We start from the raw sequence: 26090 nt of genomic DNA on the forward strand, positions 1-26090 counted from the left end.
CCTCGCGCTCGAGGTCCGGGCGCGAGGCGTCGGTTCAGCGGGTGGCGGCGGTCACGGCGGTGCGGATCAGGTCGGCGACGGCCTCCGGCCGGGAGAGCGCGATCGAGTGCGAGGCGTCGACCTCGATGGTCTCGGCGCCCGCTCGTCGCGCCATGTGGCGTTCCGCGTCCGGCGGGATGGCCTTGTCCGCCGTCGCCACGACCGCCCACGAGGGCAGCGTCTTCCAGGCCGCGGCCTCGGCCCGGTGGTCGAAGATCGCGGCGAAGGGGCGTTGGCTCAGCGCGGCCACGTCGGTGATCTCCACCGGGACGTCGGCGGCGAACACCTCCCGGTAGCGCTCGGGCGCGATGGTCAACTCGACGCCCGGCTCACCGCCCGCGACCGGGTAGCGGCTCGGGCGCACCGCGCCGACCAGCGGCGTCTCCCCGAAACGGGCGAAGACGTCGCCGAAGGACTCGCCCACGTCCAGCGCGAACGCCGCCACGTAGACCAGGCCGACCGCGTTGGGCGTCGCGGCGCCCGCCACCGAGATCACGGCGCCGCCGTAGGAGTGGCCGACCAGCAGCACCGGGCCGTCGACCTGGTTGACGAAGGAGGCCAGGTACTCCGCGTCGTGCGCCAAGCCCCGCAACGGGTTCGGCGGCGCGAGCACCGGCAGGTCGTGCGCCCGCAGGTGGGTGATCACCGGACCCCAGAACGACGCGTCGGCGAACCCGCCGTGGACCAGGACGACCGTCGGGATGGCAACGGACTCGCTCACAGGCGCTCCTCGTGGTGTGTGGACGTGTCGACGCTAGACACGGCCCTCGTCGCCTACATCCGGCAACCGGCCGAACACCCCACGACGCGCGCGGTGCGGCCCGGGGGTGAAGTCCGACCGCCGCTGGTCGTTGTGGCTGAAGTTCTGGATGACGTGCGCGACCTGGCCCGGTGCGAGGCGGTCGTCACGCACGGCGAGTGCGGCCGGCAGGCCCGCCGCGGCTCCGGCGCAGGCGCCCAGCAGCAGGGTCACGGCGGCTCGCGTGGTGAGCGGGGTGTCGGGGGTGCGGGAGGCCACGGTCGCTCCATCGGTCGGCGGGAGGTCGTCAACGGCGTGCTCCTATGTCCGCCGGGCCGGGAGGGCGCACGGATCCGGGGCCGGCTCGTGAGGTTCGCGGATTCGTCGGCGGGGGCGCGTGCCGATCGGCGTTCCGGCGACATAGGAGGGGCGTCCAGCCCTTCGGGCACCGCGGTACCGACGAGGTGGAGAGCGAGCCGATGGATCACCGGGAGGAGCGTGTCGACGGCGGGCAGCCCGCCGCCGGGTCCACGCACCGCGGTGAGGCCGACCCGGCTCGTACAACCGACGACGTTATTCGCCGGGTGGAGGCCGAGCCGGAATTCCGCGACCGGAGGGCGAAGTGGGCGGCGGAGGCGTTGCAGCGCCGGGAGGGTGACGTGGCGTTGCGGGACGAGTTGGCGGCGCAGGGGTTCGAGGGGACGCTGTGGTGGCTGTTCACCCACGAGTTGGCGCGGTACGGCTACGCGGTGGTGGTGGCGTGGTTGAGGACCGACGAGATGTTCGCCCAGTGCAAGAAGCGGGGCTGCTACCCGGGTCCGCCGCCGCTGGACTGGGAGTGGGACGACGTGCACAGCCTGGCGAACGACACGGTCGGCCAGGCGATCCTGGACTTCCGCGAGCGGGCGCTGATCGGGGGCGGGTGGCGGTCCGACGGCGGCGCCAGCCTCAAGACCTACTTCGTCGGCCGCTGCGTGTTCGCCTTCCCCAACTTCTACCGCAAGTGGCGCACCGAGCAGTGGCACCGACGTCGGCTCGGGTCGGCCGCGGCGGGTGTCGAGGACATCGCCGGGTTGTCGTCCTCCGAGCAGGACCCGGCCGATCTGGCGGTCGCGCGATTACACCTGTGGCGCAGCTTCGCGGACATCCCCGACGAGCGGACCAAGCGGGCCCTGCTGCTCCAGGAATCGGGTTACCGCGTCGAGGAGATCGCCGAACTGCTCGGCGAGGCGAGCAAGGACGTCGTCCGGGGGCTCCTCCAGCGGCAGCGCAAGCGGGGACGGGACGCGAGAGGAGCGGCGGATGCGTGACCACGGCGGGCTTCCGGACGACGTCGCCGAAAGCCTCATCGACAACTCCTCGTTCGGCACGAGCGGTGCGCGCAGCCTGGGCGCGCGGACTCCCGTCGAGGTCGCCAGTGGGATCGTGAGCAACGTCCGGGAGCACCAGCGGGAACCGGTCGGCGCCCGACGCGCGGACGGCGGTTCCCAGCCGGTGGCGGTCGCGGACGGGGACGATCCCGCGGCGGTCGGGGCCTCCTGGTCCCACCTGGCGCGGGAGGAGCTCTCGCGCGGGCTGCGGCGGTTGCGGACCGAGGCGCGGATGACCGGCACGGCGGCGGCGCGGGCGACCGGGATGAGCCAGTCGAAGCTGTCGAAGATCGAGAACGGCCTGCTCCTGCCGTCGGTGCGCGACGTGGAGAAACTGCTCGCCGAGTTGTCCGCGGCGCGCGGGACCCGGGTGGAGCTGCTGGAGTTGGCCCGTCGGCTGCACGACGAGGCGGAGGAGCGGCGCGTGGTGCTGCACCGCGGGGCGCACCGCCACGAGCAGACCGTGGCCCGGATCGAGGCCCTTGCCACCACCGGTCGGTTCTTCCGGAACGCAGGCGTGCCCGCGTTGGCCCACAGCGAGGGCTACCTGCGCGCGGTGCTGGGCGCCGCCTCGTCGGCCGAGCAGGTCGCCGCGTCGCGCTCCCGCCGGGCGCAGCTGGACGACCTGGGCAAGCGGTTCGTGTTCCTCCTGACGGAGGGCGCCCTGCGGTGGCGGGTGGGTGGGGCGGAGGTCATGTGCGAGCAGCTGGCCCACCTGCGGGACGTGGCCCGGAGGCCGAACGTGGAACTCGGCGTCATCCCGTGGGCCGCGGACGCGCGGTTCCCCGCGCCGCACGGTTTCCAGGTCTACGACGAGCGCGTGGTGGTGCTGAGCGTGCTGACCGGGAGCGCCACGATCACCGATCCTCGGGACGTGCGCGAGTACCTGGGGTTGTTCGCCCGGTTGGAGCGGCTCGCGGTTCGGGGGGAGGCGGCGGAGGACCTGCTGGAGGCCATCTCCGACGATCACCGCGAACTCGGCTGAGCTACACCGGTTCCGGAAGCCCGTCAGTCCACTGTGGACTCCGGGAACCGGTCCCTCGTGGCGTCCCGGGAGCGGCGGACCAGGTCGCGCCGGCGGCGGGCGAGCGGGAGGACGACGAACAGCAGCACCAACCCGAGCACCAGCAGGGGCCCGCCGCCCAGCAGGCCGGCCACGCCCCTGTCGAGGAACACCGGCACGCCGACCAGCAGACCGAGCAACGCCGTCGACCCGAACACCACGCGGAGCGCCGTCACCGGGAACGGCAGGCTCAGCACCGCGTCCGCCTGGTCCACCAGCGGTCCGGCGAGCCGCGGGTCCTCGACCGGCACACCCCTCCGCAAGGCACGCACGACGTCCCGCCGCCGACCCGAGTCCAACCCGCGCAACGCCGTGCGCCCCCACGACCGCCGCATCACCACGGCCATCACCAGCCCGAACGCCACCCCCGACGCCAGCCCGACCCATACGCTTCCGCGCAGCACACCCTGACTGCCGCCGACCAGCACCCCGGAGAGCACCCCGCCCAGCACCACCCTCGCGCGCGACACCCGCCGCCCCACCGAAGCCCTCCCCCGAGTCGCCTCCCACCCACCTACCCCGTCGGCGGTCCGGCGAATCGCCGGCGATCTTCGTTTCCCGGTCGGGTTTCCGGGCGGCGGCTCGCGGCGCGGCGCATACTTCGGCGACGGATCGGGTTCGGACGTGAGGAGCAGCGGATGGTGATCGTGGCGGGGTACCTCGTCGTGGACGCCCGGGAGCGGTCGTCCTACCTCGCGGGGTGCGCGGCGGTGGTGGAGGAGGCTCGGCGCACGCCGGGGTGCCTCGACTTCTCCCTCAGCGCGGACCTGGTGGAGCCCGGCCGGATCGTGGTCTTCGAGCGCTGGGAGTCGCGGGCGGCGGTCGAGGCGTTCCGGGGCGGTGGTCCGAGCGACGACCAGGCCGCGGCCATCCTCGACGCCTCGGTCGCCGAGTACGACGTGGCGGACGTGCGCTCGTTGACGTGACCGGCGCACGAGGTGGCAGGGTGGACGGCGTGACCTCCGCTCCGGAGCAGTTCGTGACCGTCGTCCGCGACCGCGTCGTGCGCGCGGTCGGCCTGCGCCGCGACGGCGTGATCGCCTACGACTGGGGCTTCGACCGGCACGGCGTCCACCACGTGCAGCGCAGCTTCGTCCTGCTGGACGACGGGGTGCAGATCGACCAGCCCGTCGCGTTCCCGCCGCAGCAGCGGGGCTGGTGGTACTGCGACCTGGTCACCGTCACCGACGACGGACACGTGGTCCACGTCCAGGACATGTGGATCGACGTCGTCGTCGGCCCGCCCGACCACCCCTACCGCCTCCTCGACCTGGACGACTACGCCGACGCCCTCGCCGACGGCCGGCTGACCCCGCTCGCCGCCGCCGACGGACTCCGCCGAGCCCAGCGCTTCCTCGACCGGCGACTGAACCGCCGTCACGACCCCACCCGCGCCTGGCCCGACTTCCCACCCGCCGAGGTGACGGCCCTGCTCACCGCGGACCTGCCCCAGGACTGGGAATCGTCGACCGGCTGAGAACGGCCCACCGCGGACCGGATGTGGCCGCGTGCCGTCGAACGGACCACCCGGCCGAATGCCCCCGGGTGACCGCCGGTACGCCGTTCGACTGACGGAAGGTGTTGCGGGGTAACGGAAGACGACCGCGGTGCGACCGACCAGGTGAGCCGGTTCCGGCCTGGCGTCGTGGAGGTAGGCACGAGGTGATGGAACTGCTCGCGTGGTTGCGGTCGTCCGTGCGGCGGACCGGGAGCAGGCTGGTCGTCTGCGCCGTGGCGTCGGTCGGGCTCGCGGTCGTGGTGGGGGTGCTCGGGTGGGCGGCGGCCGACCACCGGCAGGACCGGTTGGACGACGCGCTCGACCGGCAGGGGCAGTTGACCACCGCCGCGCTGGCCGTGTACCAGGCGATGGCCGACGCCGACACCAGTTCGCTCAACGCCGTCATCGTGGATCCCCAGCGCGCGGTGGAGTTGCGGCAGCGGTTCCGGGCGGACGTGTTCGCCGCGGCGGAGGCGTTGCGGGTCGCGGCGACGCGGAGTCAGGACCCGGATTCCCTTCCCACGAAGCAGATCCGGGAGTTGACCGGGATGCTGCCCGAGTACTCCCGGTTGGCCGAGGCCGGGTGGACCAACAGCGATGTCCGCAACCCGGTCGGCACCTCCTACCTCTCCGCGGCCTCCTCGTTCGTGCGGATCAGGATCCTGCCGCTGGCGGGCGACCTGCACGCCAGGCAGACCGAGGCGCTGATCCAGGCGCAGCGGGACGCGGGCAGTCCGCCCTGGGCCACGTTCGTCGTGGGCGCCGTGCTGGTCGTGGTCCTGGTGCTGGTGCAGCGATTCCTCACCAGGCGCACCCGGCGCCGGGTCAACTTCGGGCTCGCCGCGGCCACCGCGTTGACGCTGGTCGCCGTGGTCAGCCTCGGCGTGGTGGTGCAGGTCGTGCACGGTCTGTGCGCCACCGGGGAACGCGAGTGGGACGACCTGGTCGCGCCGCTGGTCAAGGCGCGCAACCTCGCGCGGGAGGCGGACGCCGCGGAGGCCCGGATCCTGATCTTCCCCAAGGTCGGCGACATCGGCGCGCTCGGGCACACGCTCGACGAGATCGAGCACGAGATCGACGCGGCGGGCGCCGACCCCACCGCGACGCGCCGGGCGTTGGACGCCGTGCGGTCGTGGCGCGAGCAGGACCGGCGACTGCTCGCCCAGGCCGACCCGGCCACCCAGGGCGCGCCACCGGTGTTCACCGAGGTGGCCGGGATGATCGCCCAGGTGCCCCAGGGGCAACCGAGCACCTACCCCCAGCAGCTCGACGCGGTGCTCAACGACCTGATCGAGGCGCACTCCGCCGCCGCGGGCACCGCCGTGCGCGACGCGAGGGCGACCCTGGCGCACTGGGACGGCGCCGTCCTGCTGCTGATGGTCGCCGCCGCGGCCGCCGCGATGCTGGGCATGCGCCCGCGGATGAGGGAGTACCGCCAGTGACGAAACTGCTCGCCCTCGTCGCCGTGCTCGTCTGCCTGGTCGGGTGCTCCGGCGGAGCACCGGAGGGGTCCGACCCGCCGGACAGCCCCATTGCCCTGCCCGAGGGCTACACGGACAAGCCCGAGCACTCCGCCCGCACCGAGTGCCGGGACAAGTCCACCGCCAGCGTCGACCCGGCGCTGGGCGAGCAGTCCGACGGGCGTCCCGACGGTCCCACGATCGCCCGGATCCGGAAGGAGGGCCTGGTGATCGGCGTGAGCCAAACCGCGTCCCTCTTCAGCAAGCGGGACCTGGTCACCGGCGAGCTGGCGGGTTTCGAGATCGACCTCGCCGACCGGATCGCGGCGGCCCTGTTCCCCCACCCCGAACCCGGGAAGCCGGGCCTGCGGCTGCTCGGCCTGCCCACCGGCGGGCGCCTCGGTTCGCTGGACACCGAGCAGAACGCGGCGGAGAAGGCCCGGAACACCAGCCTGAAGGAGGTGCCGCGGACGGACCTGGTGATCGCCGACGTCAGCGTCACCTGCGGCCGGGTCGAGACCTACGGGCTGCGCTACTCCACGCCCTACCTGACGACGAACAGCGGTTTGCTGGTGCGCAAGGGCATGGGCACCGTGAGCGGCCCGGACGACCTCGGCGGGCGCAAGGTGTGCTCGGCGACCAGGACGACCAACAGCGACGAGATGATCGACGCGCGGGACCGGCAGCGGCAGTCCGGGCTGCGCGAGCTCGTCCCGGTCGCGGTGGCCGACAACAGCGACTGCCTGATGCTGCTCCAGCGCGGCCTGGTCGACGCCATCTACACCGATGTGCTGATCCTCCAAGGGTTCCACGACCAGGACCCGGGCACCGTGCTGCTGGACTACCACAACGCGGCCCCGGGCGAGGTGGCCATCGCGATGAGCGGGAAGCAGGACGACCTCGTCCGGTTCGTCAACAGCGTGCTGCGCGACATGCGCCGCGACGGCTCGCTCCAGCGGTCCTACGACACGTGGTTCCGGGGTGTGCCGCAGAACCACCGCGCCCCGCTGCCCGCCGAACCCTTCCCGGGCTAGGACTCCTCGACCGTCTCCTCCTCCACCGGCACGTCCTCGCGCCGCCACTTGAGCTTGACCTCGAACTGGCCCTGCACGCCCGTGCGGGCGACCACGGCGCCCGCCTCGACGTCCAGCTTCAGCCCGAACTTCAGCTCCACCTCGTCGGGCGCGCGGGTCATCGAGGTGAACTGCGCCAGGGCGGCCGAGGCCGCGTCGCGGACCTGGCCGACGGCGTCCTCGAACGCCGTGCGGGCCTCGGCGAGCACCCGGCCCGGCCGGCCCGCCCGCGCCACACCCGGCGGCTCGTCCACCTCGACGAGCACCGAACCCCCGTCCGCCAGTGGAAACCGGGCGATTTCGACGGCCATGACTCCCTCTTCTCCTCTCAGCGCGCGGTCGCGCACGGCAGGTCGAGCCCGGTCCCGGTGACGCCGGCGGCGATCCGGTCCAGCCGGTCGAGCACGTCCGGCAGCCGGGACGGATCGGCCAGCACGGCCAGCACCGCCTGCTCGAACGCGGTCCGCCGGGTCACCGGCATCAGGTCGGACGCGTCGAAGCACAGCGCGTCGGACCGGGCCAGGGTCGACTCGATCAACGCCGCCGCGCCCGTGCCGCCGTCGCGACGCACCGCCGGGTCGACCGGGAAACCCGAGCCGGAGGTCAGCCAGCGCAGCTGGGTGTCCCGACTCGCGAGCTTGGTCAGCACCGAGGTGGCCGCGGCGCCCTCAGTCACCAGCGCGGCGAAGTCGGCGGACACCACCACGCCGCCGCCCCGGTCGAAGCGCCGCGCGGTGAACGCGCCGTAGTCGCCCAGCACGTAGGAGGAGCGCCGGTCCTGCCGGCACGTCCCGCGCGGGTCGAGCAGCGGCGGTCCGGTGGCCGGATCGGCGAACCTGTTCAGCAGCACCGCTTCCGCCCCGCCGCGGACCTTCGCCACGTAGTCGCCCAACCACGTCGACCAGGCCGCGCGGACCCGGTCGTCGGTCCACGCCACCTTGCCCGACGCCCAGTCGCGGTAGGTCTCGGGGCCCGCGTCCCGCAGCAGCACGTCCTCGACCCAGTCGGTGCCGGGCCAGCCGGGCGCGGACGCGTCGCCGACGCCCATGCACCACTCGTCGCCCGGGCCCTTGGCCCACGTGATGCTCTTCAGCTGGGCCTTCACCGCGACACCGTACTGCTTGCCGTCGGCGACACCCAGCCGCTCCCAGGTGCGCCACGGGTACGGGTGGTCGGTGGCGGTGATCGGCTGCACGAGCCCCTGCCGGACGTACTCGGCCAGCTCGCCGAGGCTCGGCATGACCACGATGTCGACCGGTTCTCCTTGCGCACGGCCGAGTTCGAGCACCTGGCGGTAGGAGGACGTGCCCACGGCCCGGATCCGGTAGGGCGCGTCGTCGTCCAGCGCGTCGAGGATCTTCTCGAACGCCTCGGCCTCGGCGCCGCTCCACGGGTGCAGGATCGTCACGACGGGCAGCGCGCCGAGGCTCGTGCACGCGGGCAGCCCCGCGACCAGCACGAGGGCGGCGAGCAGGGCTCCGAGGCGCCTCATCGGCCCTCGTAGCGGTACTCGGCCAGGCGCGGCTGGAAACCCAGCAGCACCAACGCGAACACGCCGGCCGCCGCGAGGGGCAGCACCGGTTCCCAGCCGCCGACCCCCGCGTTCGCGATGGCCGCCGTCGCGGTCGCGGACGACCTGGCCGCACCGGGGCCGTCCGGCTCCGGCCCGGCGTCCGGTGTGGTCGCGCGGAAGCGGTCGACGCTGGTGCCGCACGAGGTGGCCGCGCACCGCCGGTCGAGGAAGTCGCGCAGGGTCGCGTCACCGTGGGCCCCGACGCCCGCGACCACCGCGTCGTGGTCGGCGACGGCGCTCTCGAGCGTGCCCGCCGCGACGCGCAGGTCGCGGCGCGCGTCCAGGCTCAGCAGGCCGATCCCCGCGACCACCAGGGTGAGCAGGGTGGCGGCGACCAGCGCCGGGTTGACCTGCCGCCGGAACCGCCTGCGCAGTCGTCCCTGGGTGAGCACCAGCAGCACGGCCAGCGCGGCCGACAGCACGAGCGGCGCGACGTCGAGGACCGGTTCGGGACCGGTCTGCTCCTCCAGCACGTCCCGCTGCGACCGGCCGAGCGCGGCGAGCCTCGTCTGCACGTCGTCCAGCAACCCCGAGGCGTACCAGAGGTTCGCGGTCGTCAGCGGGGTGACGGTGTCGGTCGCGCGGTCCTGCCGGGCGTCGGCCTGCCCGATCAGGCCGATGTAGTCGATGACCAGACCCTCCACGGTGCGCAGCCGGGCGCGCCCCTCGTCCCCCGCGACGGTGTCGGTCGCGACCTGGGTCAGCGCCTGGTTGGCGAGCGCGATCTGGTTGCGGTAGCGCTCGCCCGGCCCGGTCATCGGACCGCGCCCGCTCGCGAACGCCTCGGTGGCCGACCGCTCCGCCTCGGCCAGCGCGGTGCGCGCGTTGGCGATGCCCAGCAACGCGGGCGCGGTCGCCCCGAGGGCGGTGTCCACCTCGCCCCGCACGGACCGGAACGCCCACCACGTCACCGCGAGCGTGAGCACCACGAGCCCGAGGACCACGTTGCGCAGCACGAGCAGCGACCGTCCGGTGGACGGCTTCGCGCGGCGGGTCACGCGCCGATCCTCGCCCGGCACCCGCCGCAGAACAGCGAGCCTGCGGGCCACTCGCGCCCGCAGGCCGGGCAGACGACGCCGGGACCGGTCGCCGCCGGCGGTGGTTCGCTCCCGGTGTGCCGCGACGAGCTGTCCGGGCTCACGCTCGACAGCGTCGACCCGACCGCCATCGACAGCAGGTCCACCACGGCGACGTCGTCCTTGATCGTCACCACGCCGTCCGCCGGGTCGCCGACCACGTCCACGAGCCGGAGCAACCGCTCCAGCACCCGCTCGTTGCCCGACGCGGTGGCCAGCCGCACCGCCGTGCCCCACCGCGCCGCCGCGGTGGCCAGGTCGTCGACCTCGTACGCCGCGCTGCCCGCCAGCACCGCCTCGCGCAACTCGGTCTGCCCGGTGAAGTGGGCGATCCTGGGATCGATCCGGCTGGACAGGGCCAGGTCGTCGGTCCAGTGCGCCAGCACGGCCTGCGGAGCGCACGCCGCGCGGAACTCGCCGGAACCCGCCGCCCGCGCCTGGAGGTCGACCCGGGCGATGCGGGTGTCGGTGTCCATGGGCCTGCCGGTCGAGTCGACCGTGATCCGCAGGTGGTACTCCCGGCTCTCCGCGCCCCAGGACCCGGTGTCGAACGACGTCGTCCGCGCGTCGAGCTGCTCGCCGTGCAGCTCCGCCACGGCGGGGTGGCGCTGGTGCAGGAAGTCCACCCGCGCGCCCGGCACGGTCTTGACCACGATCCGCAGCTCCGGCACCAGTTTCGCCATCGCCGCGCCGGTCATCGCGGTGAAGTCGGCGGCGAGGTCGGCGTCCCGGCGGATGGCGTCGGCGGTGCCGTGCAACACCTCCGCGATGCGCAGCAGCTCGGTGGGCTGCCAGTCGGTGCCGACGCCCCGCGCGTCGCAGGTGAACCGCGACCGGCAGTCCGCCAGTGCCGACTCCAGGTCGTCGTGGGGGTCGTTCTGCCCGTCGGTCAGCAGGATGACGTGGCGCACCGCGGACGGGTGGCCCGCCAGCACCTGCCCGGCGAGCCGCAGCCAGGTGCTCATGGCGGTGCCGCCGAACGCGTACAGCTTCTGCACGGCGGCCTTCGCCTCGCGCCTGGTGGTCGGGTCGGCCCGGACCAGACCGCTGGGCGGGTACACCTGCCGCGCGCCGTGCGTGCCCTCGATGACGGCGAACCACGCGTTCTCGCGCAACGCGTCGACGGCCGCCTTGGTGCCGCGCACGGCGGCGGCGATCTTCGTTGCCGGGTGGGACATCGAGCCGGAGCAGTCGACCGCGATCACCTGGGCCACCTCGGCGGTGGCGGCGGCGGACCCGGCCGGTCCCGTCGCGGTGACCGCGATCGCGGCGTGCATCCGGTCGTCCTCTGTGGACAGATGACGGCTCTGGCTCAGTCGGAGGTCGAAACCGGGTTCCACGTCCATGTCGTCTCCCGACGCCGGTCAGCTGAAGGTGAGCGGGCGGTGCTCGTTGGCCAGGTCGACCAGGTCGGAGTGGTGGTCGGGGTGGGTGGCCTGCTGGGCGAGCACCCGGTAGGACCGCTCCAGCGCGAAGCGCAGCGCGTCCTCCGACGCGCCGCCGGCACCGGTCGTCGCGAGCCGCCTGCCCAGCCGCGCCTCCAGCACGACCGTCTCCAGCCGGGCGCGGGACTGGCCGGTCGGCGCGCCGCCGTCGAGGTAGAGCGCGGCGAGCCGGGTGTCGGCGAGGTCCAACTCCTCCTCGGTCGGCCGCACGCCGTTCGGCAGGGTGCCGCCGAGCACCCGGACGGCGGCGATCCGCGCCGCGTCGAAGTGCCGGGACACCGCGGGGATCTCGTCCAGCCGGGCCACCGCGCCCGCCCGGTCGCCGCGCGCCAGGTGCACCCTGGCCAGTCCGAACGCGGCGTTCACCACCGTGTGGTCACGACGCCACACCGCCTCGTAGTGCGACTCGGCCCGGTCCAGTTCGCCGCGGATCTCCGCGCAGTAGGCCAGCGCCAGCTTGGGCGTGTCCTCACCGGGCAGCGCGCGGTAGACCTCGTCGAAGCTCGCCCGCGCGGGCCCCGCGTCACCCGCCGCGAGCCGCATCAGGCCGTCGTGCCACCACAACCGCCAGTCCGCGGGCCCGGTCGACTGCGCCTGGGCCTGCCCCAGGCACGACTCGGCGGTCCGCGCGTCGTCCACCTCCAGCGCCGCGCGCAGCCGGGCGAGCACGGCCTCGACGCTGTGCAGCTTCGCGTCGTCCAGCTTCGCGAGCAGCCGGGCGGTGTCCCCGTCGTCGGTCGACGTGATCACCTCGGCCGCCGGGTCGTCCGGGTGCACCCGGGGCGCGGGCAGCCCGACGGCCACCGCCCGCGGCGACGGCGTGCCCACGTCCAGCGGCAGGTCGGTCAACGGGGCGGTCGGCGCGCGCTCGATCCAGCGCTCGAGCCGCGGCACCCGGCCCAATCCGTCCTCGAGCAGCTTCGCGGTGGTCTCGAAGATCCCCGACGGCTCGGGCCGCGGTCGGCCGTCGCGCAACGAGGCGATTTCCCGTTGCACGCCGCGGAGTTGCTCGGCCATCTCGGCGGCCGAGGCGAACCGCTTGTCCGGGTCGACGTCCCTGGCCCGGGCGCACACCCGCTTGAACGACTCGACGCCGACCGCGATCCGGCTCTGCACCGCCGCGTGCTCGGCGGGCGGCAGGTGCTGACCGGTCCGGTCGGAGGTCGAGAGGTAGAGCTGGTACAGGGTTTCGCCGACGGTGTGGATCTCCGACCGCACGGTCAGCCCGCGTTCCGCGATCTCGGACCTGGCCACCTCGAACCCGCGGGTGCCCACGACCGGGCTGGTCCGGTCGTCGGCCCGCCGCACCGCGCCGAGGTCGATCAGCTTGATCCGCGGCCCCTGCCTGCCCTGCGCGCCCGGCCGCATGATGATGTTGTCCGGCTTGAGGTCGCAGTACAGCAGGCCGCGCTCGTGCAGGTGCTCCAGCGCGGCCAGGACCTGGAGCACGCAGGTGATCACGTGCTCGGTGAGCAGCGGTTCGCTCAGCTTCGGGTCGCCGTGCCGGGAGTCGCGGGCCACGGTGGACAGCGGCAGGCCGCCCACGTACTCCATGACGATGTAGTCGCGCTCGGCCTCGGTGTGCGCGTCGGTGTGCTTGACGAAGTTGTACACCCCGACGATGTTCGGGTGGTCGATCTCGGTCAGCGCCCACAGCTCGGCGTCGGCCAGCGCGCTGTCGGCGGTGTCGATCAGTCCTTTGAGGACGGCCAGCCGGTCCTTGAGCCGCTTGTCCTTGGCGAGGTAGATCCACCCCTGCCCGCCGCGGTCGATGCAGCCGAGCACCTCGTACCGGTTGTCCACCAGGTCGCCCGGCGTGAGGCTGGGGAGGAACGAGAACGGCGTGCCGCACCGGAGGCAGAACCCGGATCCCTCGTCCGGCAACGAGTCCGGCTCCGGGCAGACCTCGTTCGAGCACCGCCGCCGGCGCTTGGGCACCTTGAAGTCGGTCATGATCCGGCTCGACGGGTCGGGGAACTCGAAGACCGGCAGGGAGAACGGGTCGTCGTCGCGCGAGCGCCTGCTCCCGGTCGACGTCGAGACCACCGAGCTGGTCGTGGAGTGCGCCGTCGGCGCGGCGGGTGGCAGCCCGCACTCGTCGCAGTACCCCGTCTCGTCCACCGTGCCCGCGCACCCGGCGCGTTCGCAGCTGGTCATCGGCTCCCCTTCCCCGCGATCGCCGCCCGCACCGCGGCCTCGAAGGCGAGCACCGCCTCCCGCGCGAACGCCGGGTCGAACGGCGTGGCGTCCAGCGCGCCCTCGACCCGTCTTCGCTCGTCGGCCAAGGCGAGGTCCTCGCTCAGGCCGTGCTCGCACACCGCGGCCCACCGGGCCGCCACCAGACGTCGGTCGTCCGACGCGGTCTCCTGCTCGGACCGCGCGCGCCGCAGCCGCCGCTCGTCCCGCCGCAACCGCTTCTCCAGCGTGGCCACCGCGTTCGCGGTCGCGTCCGGGTCCTCGGCGGCGGCCTTGCGCAACGCGGTCACCCGCATCCGCCACGTGGCGACGTCGTCCAGCACGGCGATCCGCTCGGCGATCGCGTCGATCCGGGCCGACAGGAGTCGACCGCGCAGCGCGCGGGCCGAGGCCAGGCTCGGCGAGTCGTCGTGCCGGAAACCCAGCACCAGCCGCGCGCCGCCCTCGACCATCGGCTCCAGGACATCGTGCACCAGGGCCACCGGCTGCTCGGCCTCGTCCACCCCGTCCAGCACGACGGCCATCGGCGGGGTGCCCGCCCGCAGCCGGTCGCTCGAGGAACTCGTGCCGTCCGCGGCCAACCCGGCCCGTTCCACGATCCGCCGGGACACCTCCTCGACCGTGCGGCCGCCCACGTCGAGCGCGAGGTCCACCCCGCCGACCGCGCGCCCGTCGCCGGAGTCGGACAGCCCGCCGGACAAGGCCACCGCCTGCCGCGCCGCGGCCAGGTCGGGTCCCAGCACGATCAGCACCGCCGCGCCGTCGCGCCGCCGGTCGAGCCACTCCACGATCCGACCGGCCTCGACCAGCGCCTCCGGCGGCCCGTCCGACCGCGCGAACCCCGCGTCGATGCCGGTGTCGCCCACCACCCACTCGGACACCAGCGGCAGGTGCCGGACGACCGCCTCGACGGGCAGCATCCAGGACAACCCCACGGCGTCGTCTGTGTACTCGCCGACCACGATGCCCAGCACGTCGCCGGTCGCGTCGTCGGCGACGCCCGCGCCGCTGAACCCCCGCTGCACCCGCAGGTCGTTCGGCGAGTTCCGGTTCATCTGCAACCACTCGGCGCCGGTGTGCCGGGCGAGCGTCATCTTGGTCCACACGCCCATGTCCAGGCCGTCGCCCGCCGGGTAGCCCAGCGCGTGCACCCGCCGGTCCCAGGTCAGCGCGACCCGGCCCAACCTGGCCGCGCACGAGGCGGGTTGCGGGGTGGCCAGCTCCAGCAGGGCCACGTCACCGCGCTCGTCGTCCATCGGCGGCACGCAGAGCTCCTCGACCACCCTCGCCCGCGACGAGGGCGTGCCGGGTAACTCCACCAGGTCCACCGCGAGGTCCTCGACGCCGATGACCACGTGCGCGCAGGTGAGCACGTGCGTGCCGGTGACGAGCACCCCGGCGCCCAGGACACGCGAACCACCGCGCACCCGGACCCGCCATGTCTCCCGGCCTTCGTGCTCGACCGGCCCTCGGCTCGCGGTCATCCCGGCACGATAGGCGACCCGACGCGCACGCCGATCATGCTTGCGCGCACTCGCCCCGTTCGGACCAGTCCGCGCCGGCCGCTGTCCGCAGAACTGGGGAATCGGGCGTGGCGCGGGCGGACCTGCGGGGTTGTCCCCCGACCCCGGCGCGGTCGGTCCGGTGCGCCGGGGTCGAGGTCAGTTGCCGCCGGTGGTGGTTTGTTCGGAGACGCGCACGGCGGTCGTGGTGGTGTCCGTCGTGGTGGCGATGATGTTCACCGTGTCGCCCTTCGCGATGTCGGCGATGGTGACCGCGTCGGACGCGGTGCCCGGGCCACCGCCCATCGCGGCGAAGACGGTCGCGCTGTCGATGACGTAGGTCTGCACGTAGCCGTCCGTGCTCGTGGCGGTGAGGGAGGTTTCGCTCACCTCGGTGACGGTGCCCGTTTGGACGGTGCCGTGGGTCACGTCGGTCGGCAGGCCGCCCATCGCGCCGCCACCCGTGCCGCCGCCGGGTGCCTGACCCATGCCGCCGGGACCCGCGACCGCGCTGGAGTCCGTCGACGTGTTGCTGGTCGCGTACACGACCGCGCCACCACCGCCGGCGATCGCGAGGGCCAGGGCGCCCGCGATCACGCCCTTGCGCAGGCGCGACGGCTTCGGGGCGGGCGCGGGAGCCGGGGTGGGGGCGGTGAACTGCTCGGTCGTCGTCATCGTGGGCTCCGTGGTCGTCGGGTTGGTGAGGTCGAGAGTCGACGGCGGTGCTGTGGCGGGGCTGTGCGCGACTCCTGAGGACTCTGTGCGTCCGAATCCGGCTGGACCCGCGGCGGGCGGCGCACGAGCATGGGCGGGTGACGACCTACTCCGCGGTGCGGACGACCGGGATCTACTGCCGGCCGGGGTGCGGCGCGACGCCGTCGGCCGAGAACGTGCGCACGTTCGAGCTCGCGGCGGCGGCCGAGGCGGCGGGGTACCGGGCGTGCCTGCGGTGTCGGCCCTACCGGGTGGCGGGACCGGTCGGCGAGGCGCCGGAACTCGTGTGCCAGGCCGTGCGGCTGATCATCGAGGGCGCGTTGGACGACGGCACGGAGGCGGCGGTCGCGGCCAGGCTCGGGCTCTCGGCACGGCACCTGCGGCGGCTGTTCCACGAGCACCTCGGCGCGACGCCGGACCAGTTCGCCCGGTCCCGGCGCGCGCACTTCGCCCGCCGGCTGCTGGACGACACCGACCTGTCGATCACCGACGTGGCGTTCGCCTCGGGCTACGGCAGCCTGCGCCAGTTCAACCGGGCCATGCGCGAGATCTTCCGCTTCCCGCCGCGCGAACTCCGCGACCGACGACGCCGCGCGGACCGGCTCGCCACCGACGGCGGTCTGGTGCTGCGGCTGCCCGTCGACCCCTCCTACGACTGGCCGCGGGTGCTGGAGGTGCTGCGGGGCAGGGCCATCCCGGGCGTGGAGTCGGTCGTGGACGGCGTCTACCGGCGCACGATCGTGCTCGACGGCGCGCCCGGCGTGCTGGAGATCGGCCCCGGCGGCCCGGACCACCTGCTGCTGCGCGCCCACCTGCCGTTCTGGGAGGGCGTGATCCACGTGGTGGAGCGGGCGAACCGGCTGGTGGGCGTGGACACCGGCGTGCCGGGCGGGTGGGCGCCGTTCGAGGACGCCACCCGCGTCGCGTCGTCGCCGGCCGAACTCGACCGGCTGGTCCGCGCGCACGGCACACCGGTGCCGGGACTGCCGCACGGGTTGACCCACCTGTTCCCCTCACCCGAGGCGGTGGGCCGGCCCGACTACGCCAGCGCGTCGTTCAACTCCCCGTAGCCGAGCCCGCCCTCCAGCCTGCTGTAGGTGCCGGAGCCGAGCAGTTCCCGGGTCGCCGCCGCGGCCAGCCCGTACGCGGCCTGAGCGATCGCCGAGCCGACGCTGATCCGGGTCACGCCCAGCGCGGCCAACTCCGCCACGGTCGGCGCGCCGGGGTGCGCCATCACGTTGAGCGGCAACGGGCCCGCGACCAGTGCGCGGATCGTCGCCGGGTCCACCACCCCCGGCACGAACAGCACGTCCGCGCCCGCCTCCGCGTACCGCTCGGCCCGCTTCAGCGTCTCCGCCAGGCCTTCCGCGCCGCTGAGGAACGTGTCGGTGCGCGCGTTCAGCACGAACTCGCCCGCCGACCGGGCCGCCGCCAACCGCTCGGCCTGCTCGGCCGCGTCCAGCAGCACGCCGTCGACCCGGTCCTCCAGGTTGACCCCGACCGCGCCCGCCGCCAGCACCTCGACCACGGTCCGCCGCACGTCGTCGGGCCCGCGCCCGTACCCGTCCTCGACGTCCGCGGTCACCGGCACGTCCACCACCGCCGCGATCAGCCGCACCACCCGCACCACGTCCGCCCGCCGCAACCCGCCCGCGTCGGGCACACCGGCCGCCCACGCCACACCCGCGCTCGTCGTCGCCACCGCCTGGGCTCCCGCGCCCACCACCGCCACCGCCGACGCCGGGTCCCACGCGTTGGGCAGCACCAGGGGCGGCCGGCGGTGCAGGTCCCGGAACCGGGCGGTCGAGTCCGTCGAATTCGTCACCCGACGATCGTGCCGCGCGCGGGCGCCCGGCACCGGCCACATCCGGACAACCTCAGGAGTCCACAGTGGACAACGACTCGAACGGGACCTTCAACGCCGGGTAGTAGTCGTCGAACACCGGCCGCGCGCCGCCGACCCGCGAGGCCACCAGCATGTCCAGGTAGTACTCCCAGCCCGGACCGACCTCGCCCAGGCCGTCGGCCGACGGCAGGTGGTGCACCAGCGTCAACGTCGTCTCACCGTCCACTTCGGACAGTCGGAGCGCGAGCCGCCAGGTGCCGAAGTCGTCCACCACCTTCAGCACCAGCCGCAACGGCTCCTCGCACGCCACCACGCGCACGTCGGTCCACGGCTGCTGCTCCTCGAACGCCATCCGCACCCTGATGTCCGGGCACCGCCCCTCCCACGGCCCGAACCACAGCGCGGTCCGCTCGGGGTCGGTCACGCTCGCCCACACGTCCTCGGCGTGCGCCCGGAACGTCCGGCTGAGCACCAGGTCGACACCCTTCGGGGTGCGGACCAGACGACGGGTCATGACGCCCTCTCCTCACAGTCGCGACAGGAACCCGGTCAGCGCCCGGTGGTAGGGCACGACCGTGGTCAGGTCCGCGTGCTCGTCGGGGCCGTGCTGGCCGTCGCCGCCCACCCCGAAGATCACCGCGTCGATGCCGCGACCGTAGTAGAACCGGGAGTCCGCCGCGCCGTGCTTGCGGAGCAACTCCCCGGAGAAACCCTGTGCCCGCGCCGCCTCCTGGAGGGCCACCACGTCGGGGTTGGCCGGGTCCGCGCGGTGCGGCGGCTCGACCCGGGCCACCTCGACCTCGACACCGCTCACCGCGGCCAGGTGGGCCGCCACCTGCTCGGGGCTCCGCCCGTCGAAATCGGTGTCACCGGCGGGAAAGCGCACGTCCAGCCAGGCCTCGGCGTCGGCGGGCACCTGGTTGAGCGCCTCGTTCGCGGTGCCGATCCGGGCCACGTTCACCGTGGTGCGCCACGCTTCCTCGGCCGGCACCGGGTACCGCCGCACGACCGCGTCCACCGCGCGGGTCACCTTCAGCAGCGCGTTGTCGCCCAACCACGGGTACGCGCTGTGCGCGGCCAGGCCCGTCGCGTGCAACCGCGCCGTCACCATGCCCCGGGACTCGTGCACCACCCGCAACGCGCTGTGCTCGCCGATGACCACGAAGTCCGCCGTCACGCCGCGGTCGAGCTGGTGGCCGGTGCCGTGGTACCCGCCGACCTCCTCGTCGGTCACCAGCTGGAGCGCGATCGGCAGGTCCCGACCCAGTTCGCGGAACACCCGGGCCAGCACCAGCGCCGACAGCTTCATGTCCTGCGCGCCGCGGGCGTAGAGCCGGTCGCCCTCCCGGCGCGGCGTGAACTGCGCGTCCGCGCCCGGCACCACGTCGAGGTGCGCGTTCAGCAGCACCCGGAACGGCCGCCGCTCCCCGGCGTGCAGCAGGGCGCTCGGCTTGCCGCCGGAGTCGAAGCGCTCCACGGTGAAACCCGGCCCGACCAGGTCCAGCACCAGGTCGAGCGCGCGGTGCAGGTCGGCCGGTCGGTCCGCGGTGGAGCGGATCGCGAGCAGGTCGAGCGCCGGCGGCAGGAACTCCTCGAGGTTCACGCCTCCGAAGTTAGCGGCTCGAACCGGCACCAGCCGTCGATCATCCCGGCGAAACCGGGGAACTCGGCGCGGGCCGCCGCGATCACGTCCTCGGCACGCCGGTGCGGCGACGCGGATGCGTGCGCCTGCGCGACCGCGCGCAATTCGGCGTTCGGCCGGGACTCCTGGGAGGGGTACTCCACGGCCTCCATCGGGCCGGAACCGTCGGCCAGCAGCCAGAGGAACGCGCCCAGGTCGGCGGCGACCACGCCCTTCTCGCCCTCGGAACCGAGGAACACCACGGGTTGCGCGGTCAGCTCGGCGTCCGGTCGGACCAGCCAGAACGCGGCGTACCCGCCGGTGCCGTCCTGGCCGAACACCCGGAACTCCGCGCCGGTCAGCGCGGTGTTGCCGGTCCAGGCGCGGATCCAGTCGGCGGTGTCCTCGGCGGTCGCGAACTCGTCGTAGGGCTCGTAGTCGACCCCGTTGCCCTCGTCGTAGTCGAACTCGACGGCGTGGGCGGCGGCCAGGGCTTCGGGAAGGGCGCGGTCGTTCACCCGTGCAGGCTAACCAATCACGTCCCGTGCACGCGGATCACGGCGGCCATGTCGTCCTCGCCGGCGATCGCGGCCGCGTCCCGGAACTGGCCGTGCAGCGCGGCGATCAGCCGGTCGTCGGCGCCCACCGCCCGCACCGCGTCCAGGATCAGCCCGCTGTCCTTGACCGCGCCGTCGACGCCGAACGACGTGGCGAAGTCGCCGTCGATCATGGCCTTGCCCTTGAGGTGGGCGTAGGCCGAGTCGACCGCACCGCCGCGGATCGCGTCCAGGAACGACTCCGGCGGCACGCCGAGCCCCTTGGCCAGCGCGATCGCCTGCGCGGTCGCGGCGGTGATCGACAGCACCCACGAGTTCGCGACCAGTTTGAGCCGCTGCCCGTCGCCGGGCCGCTCCCCCACCCACACGGTGCGCGACCCGATCGCGTCGAACACCGGCGCGACGGCGTCCCCCAGCGCCGGGTCACCGCCGGCGAGCAGCACGAGCGTGCCGTCCTCGGCCGGTTTCCGGGTGCCCAGCACGGGCGCGTCGACCATCCGGACCCCGTGCTCCCGCGCCGCCGCCGCGAGCCGCTCCGCGCCCTCGACACCGACCGTCGCGCACTGCGCCCACACCCCGGTCACCGCGGGCAGCACCTCCGCCGCGACCTCCTCGGTGGAGGCGGCGTCGAACAGCATGGTCACCACGACGTCCGCGCCCACCACCGCGTCGACGGCCCGGTCCACCACCGTCGCGCCCGACTCGGCCAGCGGCCGCGCCTTGGCGCGCGAGCGGTTCCACACCGCCACGTCGACACCCGCCCGCAGCAGGCTGCGCGCCATGCCCGCGCCCATCAACCCCGTGCCCAGCACCGCGACCCTCGTCACCGCTGTCCCCTTTCCCGGTCCGTGTGGGCTCCAACCTCCCACCCGGACCGGGACGCCGCGGCACGAGGGGTCAGCAGACGCTGTCGGCGGGCCGGGGGTTGGCGAGGCCGAACACCGGTCGCAGCCGCAGGCCGAGCCACGTGCCACCGAGGGCGAACACGCCCCACAGCCACCCGCTGACGCTGCCCTGCGCGATGCCGCCCAGGTACGCGCCGATGTTGCAGCCGCCGGCCAGCCGCGAGCCGACGCCCATCAGCACCCCGCCGAGCACCGCGGCCAGCGCCGTGCGCCACGGGATCGAGCTGTGGATCTTCCACGCGCCCGCCGCCGCGGCCGCGACCGCCGCGCCGAGGACGATGCCGATGTCGGTCAGGCTGGTCCTGTCCACCCAGATCGGCGCGCCGAGCGCCTTGGCGTTGGCCTGGGTCTGCCAGAACTCCCAGGTCTCCGGGTGCAGGCCGACGAGCTGGAGGATCTTCGCGCCCCACAGCGCGAACGCGAACGTGACGCCCCAGATGCCGCCGGACACCAGGAACACCGCGCCCGCCAGCACCCCGAGCACGACCGCGCCGACCAGCAGCGGCCACGAGCCGCGCAGCACGCGGGCGTACCCCCTGGCCGTCGGCACGACGTCGGTGGGCGGCGGGTTGCGCCGCCGCTGCACGACCTTCGTGCCCAGCACGATCGCGGCCAGCACGACGAGGGTGATCAACCACGAGCCGAACCAGCCGACGTGGTCGGCCAGCAGCACGCCGGGCAGCGCGGGCCAGCCGTCGAACAGCGGGAACGCCCACGTGTAGAGCACCGAGCCGGCGATGAAACCGCCCAGCGTCAGCACGACCGCGGACTGACCGGCGCCGACCGCGAACAGGGTGCCGGACGCACACGCGCCGCCCAGCTGCATGCCGACCGCGAACAGCGTCGCGCCGACCAGCAGCGCGAGGCCGATCGGGCCGGCGGTGGCCTTGGGCACCGAGCCGAACAGGCCGGACCCGGTGGACACGACCAGCGCGATCAGCGTGGCGGCGGTGCCCAGCAGCACGGTGTGCGCGCGCAGGCCCTCGCCGTTGCCGACCGCGATCAGCTGCCGCCACGCGGAGGTGAACCCGAAGCGGGAGTGGAACAGCGCGAGGCCCAACAGCAGGCCGAGCGCGAGCAGCACGCCCGACTTCGGGCCGTACGAGGCCCAGACGTAGGCGGTCAGGCCGACGCCGAGCACCGAGGCGACGACCAGCGGCACCCGGCGCACGGGTTCTTCCGGTTGCGGCGTCGGCGCGGCGCACGACGTGGGGAAGGTCAGGAATCCGTCGGAGGTGGTGGTCACCAGGTGCTCCCGGGGGGGTGAGGGGTCCCGGCCGCCCTGGGGGAGCGACCGGGACCGGGGACGGCGCCGACTAGTTCGGGATGATCCCGTTCGGCGCCTTGACGAGGACCTGGACCAGGCCGATGACCGGGATGCCCAGGACGGGGGTGAACGTCCAGACGTTGTTCAGGCCCGAGGTGTCGGGGTTGTCCACGACGACCGGGTCGGCCAGCGCGGTGCCGGCCGCGCCGGTGAACGCCAAACCCGTGAGCGCCGCCGCGACGACCGCGCGGGCGAGGGACTTCTTCATGGTCACTCCTACTTTCGTTGTCAGCCGCCGATGAGCTTGAGCAGGTCGAACACCGGTGCCAGGCCGCCGGGCACACCGGTCGTCGGGCCGAGCACGCCGCCGAGGTCGACGCCCGGCAGCACCCAGATCGGGGTGTCGGCGAGCGCGACGCCGCCGGTGGCCAGGCCCAGCACGCCGACGACCGCGCCGACGGCGAGCACCCGGGTGATCTTGTTCATCCGTTCTCCTTCGGTAGCACCGTGTTCACAGCAGTGGTGCGCTCACCGGCACCACCGTGGTCTTCGGGATCCACTGCCCGGGCAGCTCCTCGGTCATCGGCATGCCGGGCGCGTGCACCTCGTTCGGTCCCATCGGCATCGCGGTCACCTGGGCCACCGCGTAGACCTGCACGCGGTCGCCCGCGGACTGCCCGCCGAGCCAGCCGCGGAACCCGGCAGGGGTGGGGTTCTCGCCGCCGAAGGCGTTGCCGACCGCGACCGCGTAGCCGATGGGCAGTTGTTCCCTGGGGTCGAAGGCCAGCGGCACCGACACCGTGGTGACCGACGTGGCCAGCGGGGTGGTCAGCAGCCACGGCGCGAGGAACACCCCGTGGCCGTACACCGGCGCTTCGGCCTGCCGGGCGGCGGCGGTGTGCAGCACGTCCGCGGCCTTCGCCCAGCCGGACACCGCGATCAGCGCGTTGTCCGGCCGCTCGCCCGGGTCCAGCCGCAGGTTCGCCGCGCCGGCCGCCTCCGCGACCACGTCCGCCGCCCGCTTCCCGCGCGCCGAGCCGTCGGCCGCCAGCGTCACGCCGGGCGTGCCGCGGGAAGCCAGGAAGGACACCAGTTTGCGCAGCGCCGCTTCGTCCTCTGTGGACAGTGTGTCGGCCGGGCACGTGGTGAGCACGTCCCGCCGGCCCGCGATCAGCCCGCCCAGGGCGGCACTGGCGCACTCCGGCGCGTCGGCGTCCACCACCGGCCCCGTGCCGGCACCGGTGTCGACCTCGACGGTGGTGTCGTCACCCGCCGCGCGCAGCGTGATCTCGCCGCGCCCGGCGGGCAGGTCCACCTCCGCCCACGTGCCGTCGGCGCCCGCCCTGGGCACCGCCGGCGTCACCACGCCGCCCACCTCGACCCGGACGTCCGCGCCCGCGCTCGCGGGCAGGTGCACCAGGTTGCGCCCCGGCCGGTGCGGGCTGACCAGCACCGGCGCGGACCGGCCCGCCAACGCGGTGTCCACCAGCACCGGTACACCCGGTGTCGGCAGCACGGGCGGTTGCGGCAGGGCGGCGAGCGCGCTCCACGCCACGAACGACAGCGCGACGCCCGCCGTGCCGAACCGGTACACCCGCTCGGACCTCAGCACCGCCAGGACGGTGACCGCCGACGGCAGCACGACCGCCGCCAGCAGCACCAGCCCGAGCGCGCTCTCGTGGAGCCGCCGGTCGACCGCGAGCCCGGACGCGACCAGCCGCACCGCGCCCGCGACCGCCAACCCCGCGCCCAGCGCGACCGCCACCGGGCCGAACCGGCGCGACGCGGTGGGTTCGGCGCGCACCAGCACGGCCGCGCCGAACCACGTGACGACCGCCGCGACGTGCACGGTGTCCACCACGAACAGCACCCCGGAGCCACCCGCGACGGTTTCCAGCACGACCAGCAGCGCCAGGGCCGCCGCGACCCAGCGCGCCGCCGCGGGCCTGCCGAGCAGCGCCGGCACCGCGACCACCAGGGCCACGTGCGCCGCCGCGCCGACCGGGTTCGCGCCCAGCGCCGCCGCCGAGACGACCGCGAGCACCGCGGACACCGCCGCGAGCAGCGCCGTGCCGAGGACGACCCGCCGGGGCGGCGTCGTCAGCAGCGGCCGGGCCACGCCCACGCCGGCGACCAGCGCCGTCGCGAGCAGCAGCACGAGCCGCAGTCCCAGCGCCCAGGGCGACACCTGGGCGACCGCGTCGAGACCACCGTGGGTGTGCTCCACCTACTTCACGTCCGCGTCCGCGACGACGAACAGCTCGGAGTGCGGCTTGGCGTTGCCGAACGACCCGTGCGGCCAGTCCTTCCGGTTGAAGTCGATGCCCACCTGACCGGAGAACTCATCCTTGAAGTGGGTGTCCACGGCCAACTTCCCGTCCGGCGCGACCTTGAGCAGGTTCACCCTGTGGTCGCCGTCGAGGCCGGAGCGGGCGACGAAGTAGTTCGACACCGCGATCCGCGTCGGCGAGTCGGTCTCGTGGTAGAAGCCGTCCGCGCCCAGGTCGAAGTTGTCGTACGCGCCCCAGTGCGGACCGGCCGCCGGGGTGCCCGCGTTGATCGGGACCGCGCCCGCGAGCGTCGGGCAGTCCGCCTCGGCGCCACCGTTCTGCGCCTCGGCCAGGGTGTCGATCCGGCACTGGAACCCGGTGCCGGCCGCGAGCAGCTTCCGGATGTCCAGCACGTACACGCCGCCCGTGGTGCCCGGGTCGTTCGGACCCAGCGCGCCCTTGCCGCGCCCGGAGATCGCCCGGTACAGGTACCTGTCGTCCGGGCTGGTCTGGATCCAGCCGCCGTTGGAGCCGCCGCCGTTCGCGTCGTTGCCCGCGAAGATCGCCCGGTTGGCCGCGCCGTCGTCGAACACCTCGTACCAGTGCGGCTCGGCCGCGGTGATGTCCGGCGTGTAGTGCACGGCGCCGCCCTGCATGGTCTGGGCGAACGCGCCCTTGTGACCGGGCAGGTTGGTCACCGTGGTCTCCATGACCGCCCGGCTCTCCGCGTGCAGCGGGTCCGCCGGGTCGGCGCGGGGACCGTCCTGGAGGTAGGACACCGCGCGCAGCCTCGGGTTGTTCCGGTCGGTGATGTCCCACGTGCGGACGGTCGGCCGGCGCAGGTACACCGACGGGTTCTTGACCGGGTCGAGGATGATGTTGCGCGGCTCGGCGTAATCGCTGGTGACCAACGTGTTCAGGTCCTCGCGGGCCTGGATGCCGTGCGGGTTGGCACAGGTCGGCTCGGCCAACTGCGGCAGGTTCGCGCACAGCTTGGCGTTGTCGCCCTGCGGTGTCGCCGCCGAGGTCTGCGACAGCACCTTGCCGTCCCGGTCGAACCGCACCAGCGAGCCGGGGCTGCCCGCGAACCCGTTGCCGATCACGGTTTGCCCGTTGGCGTAGACGTACGGGCCGGGCACGACCGGACCGCCCATGTACGTGCCGTAGGCCGTGCCGTCCTCGAGCGTCCAGTAGGCGTCGGGCACCGAGCCGCCGAGCGTGTTGGTGGGCAGGCTGATGCCCTTGATCTTCAACTGCGGCAACGCGGTCACGTCGAACGCGTAGGTCGCCGCGCCGAACAGCGCGCCCGCGTAGACGGTGTCGCCCTTGTGCCACACGTACTGCATGTGGTGGGGCTCGTTCTCCACCAGCGGCCCGACGGTCGCGGTGTTGACGACCTTGCCGAACGTGGGCGAGCCCTCGGTGGCGTCGATGACGGCCAGGAAGTCCGGGCCGGGCAACGCGTTCACGACCTTGCCGAGCCCGCCGGTGAGCGAACCCGGCAGGTTCTTCAGGTCCTTGACCAGGGTGTCGGCGACGTTCTCGTCACCGGCCCAGACCAGCAGCCACTCCTTGCGCCCTGCGGAGGGTGCGGCGGCGGTGCCGACCAGGTGGTTCTCCACCCAGTACTGCTTGCCGTCCGACGCGGTCCTCGAGTCGGTGATCTTGGTGATGTCGGCGTAGGCCGCCGCGCTCTCGCCGGTGTAGGTGACCGCGCCGGCGGCGAGCACCGCCGCCACCGCCCCGATCAGTGTTCTGCGCCTTCTCGGCGACTTCGACAACATGGACGCTCCCGTGGTCCGTGCGCCTTTCACCGCGGAAAGGCGCGCCAAACACCCGTCGACGCCTCGGGGCGCGACGAGTCACCCGGCATTGC

The 26090-nt window shown here is 74.0% G+C and carries 27 protein-coding genes; 7 read left to right on the forward strand and 20 right to left on the reverse strand.

What is annotated here, in order from left to right:
- Positions 1–34: 34 nt before the first annotated feature.
- Together AB0G50_RS11600 and AB0G50_RS11605 are read right to left on the reverse strand one after the other, a co-directional pair.
- Positions 35–760 carry an alpha/beta hydrolase gene (locus AB0G50_RS11600; RefSeq protein WP_360105582.1) on the reverse strand — a complete coding sequence of 242 codons (726 nt, stop codon included), beginning with the start codon at positions 758–760 and terminating at the stop codon, positions 35–37.
- Between the two features lie 33 nt (positions 761–793).
- Positions 794–1057: a hypothetical protein gene (locus AB0G50_RS11605; protein WP_360105585.1), complete on the reverse strand. Its 264-nt coding sequence runs from the start codon at positions 1055–1057 to the stop codon at positions 794–796.
- 200 nt (positions 1058–1257) lie between these two features.
- On the opposite strand from AB0G50_RS11605, the gene AB0G50_RS11610 reads away from it, so the two are divergent.
- Both AB0G50_RS11610 and AB0G50_RS11615 read left to right on the forward strand, forming a co-directional pair.
- On the forward strand, positions 1258–2088 hold the full coding sequence (locus AB0G50_RS11610) for a hypothetical protein (protein WP_360105588.1): 831 nt from the start codon (positions 1258–1260) through the stop codon (positions 2086–2088).
- A complete protein-coding gene (locus AB0G50_RS11615; RefSeq protein ID WP_360105591.1) occupies positions 2081–3133 on the forward strand; it encodes a helix-turn-helix transcriptional regulator in 1053 nt (350 codons plus the stop codon). The genes AB0G50_RS11610 and AB0G50_RS11615 overlap by 8 nt, the downstream gene beginning before the upstream one ends.
- Positions 3134–3156: 23 nt before the next feature.
- Here the strand turns inward: AB0G50_RS11615 and AB0G50_RS11620 are convergent, their stop codons facing one another.
- Positions 3157–3681, reverse strand: coding sequence for a hypothetical protein (locus tag AB0G50_RS11620; RefSeq protein ID WP_360105594.1), 525 nt, complete (start codon positions 3679–3681; stop codon positions 3157–3159).
- 168 nt (positions 3682–3849) lie between these two features.
- Between AB0G50_RS11620 and AB0G50_RS11625 the strand changes: the two genes are divergently transcribed.
- The 4 genes from AB0G50_RS11625 (at position 3850) to AB0G50_RS11640 (ending at position 7203) form a co-directional block, all read left to right on the forward strand.
- Positions 3850–4137, forward strand: a complete 288-nt coding sequence (locus AB0G50_RS11625; protein ID WP_360105597.1) for an antibiotic biosynthesis monooxygenase — start codon at positions 3850–3852, stop codon at positions 4135–4137.
- A gap of 29 nt (positions 4138–4166) precedes the next feature.
- Positions 4167–4688: a DUF402 domain-containing protein gene (locus AB0G50_RS11630; protein ID WP_360105599.1), complete on the forward strand. Its 522-nt coding sequence runs from the start codon at positions 4167–4169 to the stop codon at positions 4686–4688.
- Between the two features lie 188 nt (positions 4689–4876).
- On the forward strand, positions 4877–6151 hold the full coding sequence (locus AB0G50_RS11635; protein ID WP_360105602.1) for a hypothetical protein: 1275 nt from the start codon (positions 4877–4879) through the stop codon (positions 6149–6151).
- The gene (locus AB0G50_RS11640; RefSeq protein ID WP_360105605.1) at positions 6148–7203 is read left to right on the forward strand and encodes a transporter substrate-binding domain-containing protein; all 1056 of its coding nucleotides are present in this window, start codon (positions 6148–6150) and stop codon (positions 7201–7203) included. The genes AB0G50_RS11635 and AB0G50_RS11640 overlap by 4 nt, the downstream gene beginning before the upstream one ends.
- Here AB0G50_RS11640 and AB0G50_RS11645 read toward each other — a convergent pair.
- The 7 genes from AB0G50_RS11645 to AB0G50_RS11675 form a co-directional block, all read right to left on the reverse strand.
- On the reverse strand, positions 7200–7553 hold the full coding sequence (locus AB0G50_RS11645) for a CU044_2847 family protein (RefSeq protein WP_360105608.1): 354 nt from the start codon (positions 7551–7553) through the stop codon (positions 7200–7202). The two genes, AB0G50_RS11640 and AB0G50_RS11645, sit on opposite strands and share 4 nt — an antisense overlap.
- Positions 7554–7570: 17 nt before the next feature.
- Positions 7571–8734: a hypothetical protein gene (locus AB0G50_RS11650; RefSeq protein ID WP_360105611.1), complete on the reverse strand. Its 1164-nt coding sequence runs from the start codon at positions 8732–8734 to the stop codon at positions 7571–7573.
- Positions 8731–9813 carry a hypothetical protein gene (locus AB0G50_RS11655; RefSeq protein ID WP_360105614.1) on the reverse strand — a complete coding sequence of 361 codons (1083 nt, stop codon included), beginning with the start codon at positions 9811–9813 and terminating at the stop codon, positions 8731–8733. The genes AB0G50_RS11650 and AB0G50_RS11655 overlap by 4 nt, the downstream gene beginning before the upstream one ends.
- The gene (locus tag AB0G50_RS11660; protein WP_360105617.1) at positions 9810–11237 is read right to left on the reverse strand and encodes a VWA domain-containing protein; all 1428 of its coding nucleotides are present in this window, start codon (positions 11235–11237) and stop codon (positions 9810–9812) included. Before AB0G50_RS11660 ends, AB0G50_RS11655 begins: the two co-directional genes overlap by 4 nt.
- An 18-nt stretch (positions 11238–11255) precedes the next feature.
- Positions 11256–13493, reverse strand: a complete 2238-nt coding sequence (locus AB0G50_RS11665) for a tetratricopeptide repeat protein (RefSeq protein ID WP_360105620.1) — start codon at positions 13491–13493, stop codon at positions 11256–11258.
- Entirely contained in the window at positions 13490–15016 is a 1527-nt protein-coding gene (locus AB0G50_RS11670) for a serine protease (protein ID WP_360105623.1), read from the reverse strand. Before AB0G50_RS11670 ends, AB0G50_RS11665 begins: the two co-directional genes overlap by 4 nt.
- Positions 15017–15193: 177 nt before the next feature.
- Entirely contained in the window at positions 15194–15709 is a 516-nt protein-coding gene (locus AB0G50_RS11675) for a hypothetical protein (RefSeq protein WP_360105626.1), read from the reverse strand.
- Positions 15710–15846: 137 nt separating this feature from the next.
- On the opposite strand from AB0G50_RS11675, the gene AB0G50_RS11680 reads away from it, so the two are divergent.
- The gene (locus tag AB0G50_RS11680) at positions 15847–16818 is read left to right on the forward strand and encodes a helix-turn-helix domain-containing protein (RefSeq protein WP_360105629.1); all 972 of its coding nucleotides are present in this window, start codon (positions 15847–15849) and stop codon (positions 16816–16818) included.
- On the opposite strand, the gene AB0G50_RS11685 is transcribed toward AB0G50_RS11680, so the two are convergent.
- From AB0G50_RS11685 to AB0G50_RS11730, 10 genes are all read right to left on the reverse strand, one after another.
- Positions 16788–17573 (reverse strand): isocitrate lyase/phosphoenolpyruvate mutase family protein, encoded by a 786-nt coding sequence (locus AB0G50_RS11685; protein ID WP_360105632.1) that lies wholly within the window; start codon positions 17571–17573, stop codon positions 16788–16790. The two genes, AB0G50_RS11680 and AB0G50_RS11685, sit on opposite strands and share 31 nt — an antisense overlap.
- A gap of 52 nt (positions 17574–17625) precedes the next feature.
- Positions 17626–18108, reverse strand: coding sequence for an SRPBCC domain-containing protein (locus AB0G50_RS11690; RefSeq protein ID WP_360105635.1), 483 nt, complete (start codon positions 18106–18108; stop codon positions 17626–17628).
- 12 nt (positions 18109–18120) lie between these two features.
- Positions 18121–19197, reverse strand: coding sequence for a M20/M25/M40 family metallo-hydrolase (locus tag AB0G50_RS11695; RefSeq protein WP_360105638.1), 1077 nt, complete (start codon positions 19195–19197; stop codon positions 18121–18123).
- Entirely contained in the window at positions 19194–19733 is a 540-nt protein-coding gene (locus AB0G50_RS11700) for an SMI1/KNR4 family protein (RefSeq protein ID WP_360105641.1), read from the reverse strand. The genes AB0G50_RS11695 and AB0G50_RS11700 overlap by 4 nt, the downstream gene beginning before the upstream one ends.
- A 17-nt stretch (positions 19734–19750) precedes the next feature.
- Complete coding sequence (locus AB0G50_RS11705; protein WP_360105644.1) at positions 19751–20599, reverse strand: NAD(P)-dependent oxidoreductase; 849 nt, start codon at positions 20597–20599, stop codon at positions 19751–19753.
- Positions 20600–20669: 70 nt separating this feature from the next.
- Entirely contained in the window at positions 20670–21923 is a 1254-nt protein-coding gene (locus AB0G50_RS11710) for a YeeE/YedE family protein (protein WP_360105647.1), read from the reverse strand.
- A gap of 70 nt (positions 21924–21993) precedes the next feature.
- Positions 21994–22212 (reverse strand): hypothetical protein, encoded by a 219-nt coding sequence (locus AB0G50_RS11715; protein WP_360105649.1) that lies wholly within the window; start codon positions 22210–22212, stop codon positions 21994–21996.
- 20 nt (positions 22213–22232) lie between these two features.
- On the reverse strand, positions 22233–22430 hold the full coding sequence (locus AB0G50_RS11720; RefSeq protein ID WP_360105652.1) for a hypothetical protein: 198 nt from the start codon (positions 22428–22430) through the stop codon (positions 22233–22235).
- A gap of 25 nt (positions 22431–22455) precedes the next feature.
- Positions 22456–24171, reverse strand: coding sequence for a hypothetical protein (locus AB0G50_RS11725; protein WP_360105655.1), 1716 nt, complete (start codon positions 24169–24171; stop codon positions 22456–22458).
- Positions 24172–25998, reverse strand: coding sequence for a hypothetical protein (locus AB0G50_RS11730; protein WP_360105658.1), 1827 nt, complete (start codon positions 25996–25998; stop codon positions 24172–24174).
- Positions 25999–26090: the final 92 nt, after the last annotated feature.

Source organism: Actinosynnema sp. NPDC020468 (assembly GCF_040642015.1).
GTDB lineage: Bacteria > Actinomycetota > Actinomycetes > Mycobacteriales > Pseudonocardiaceae > Actinosynnema.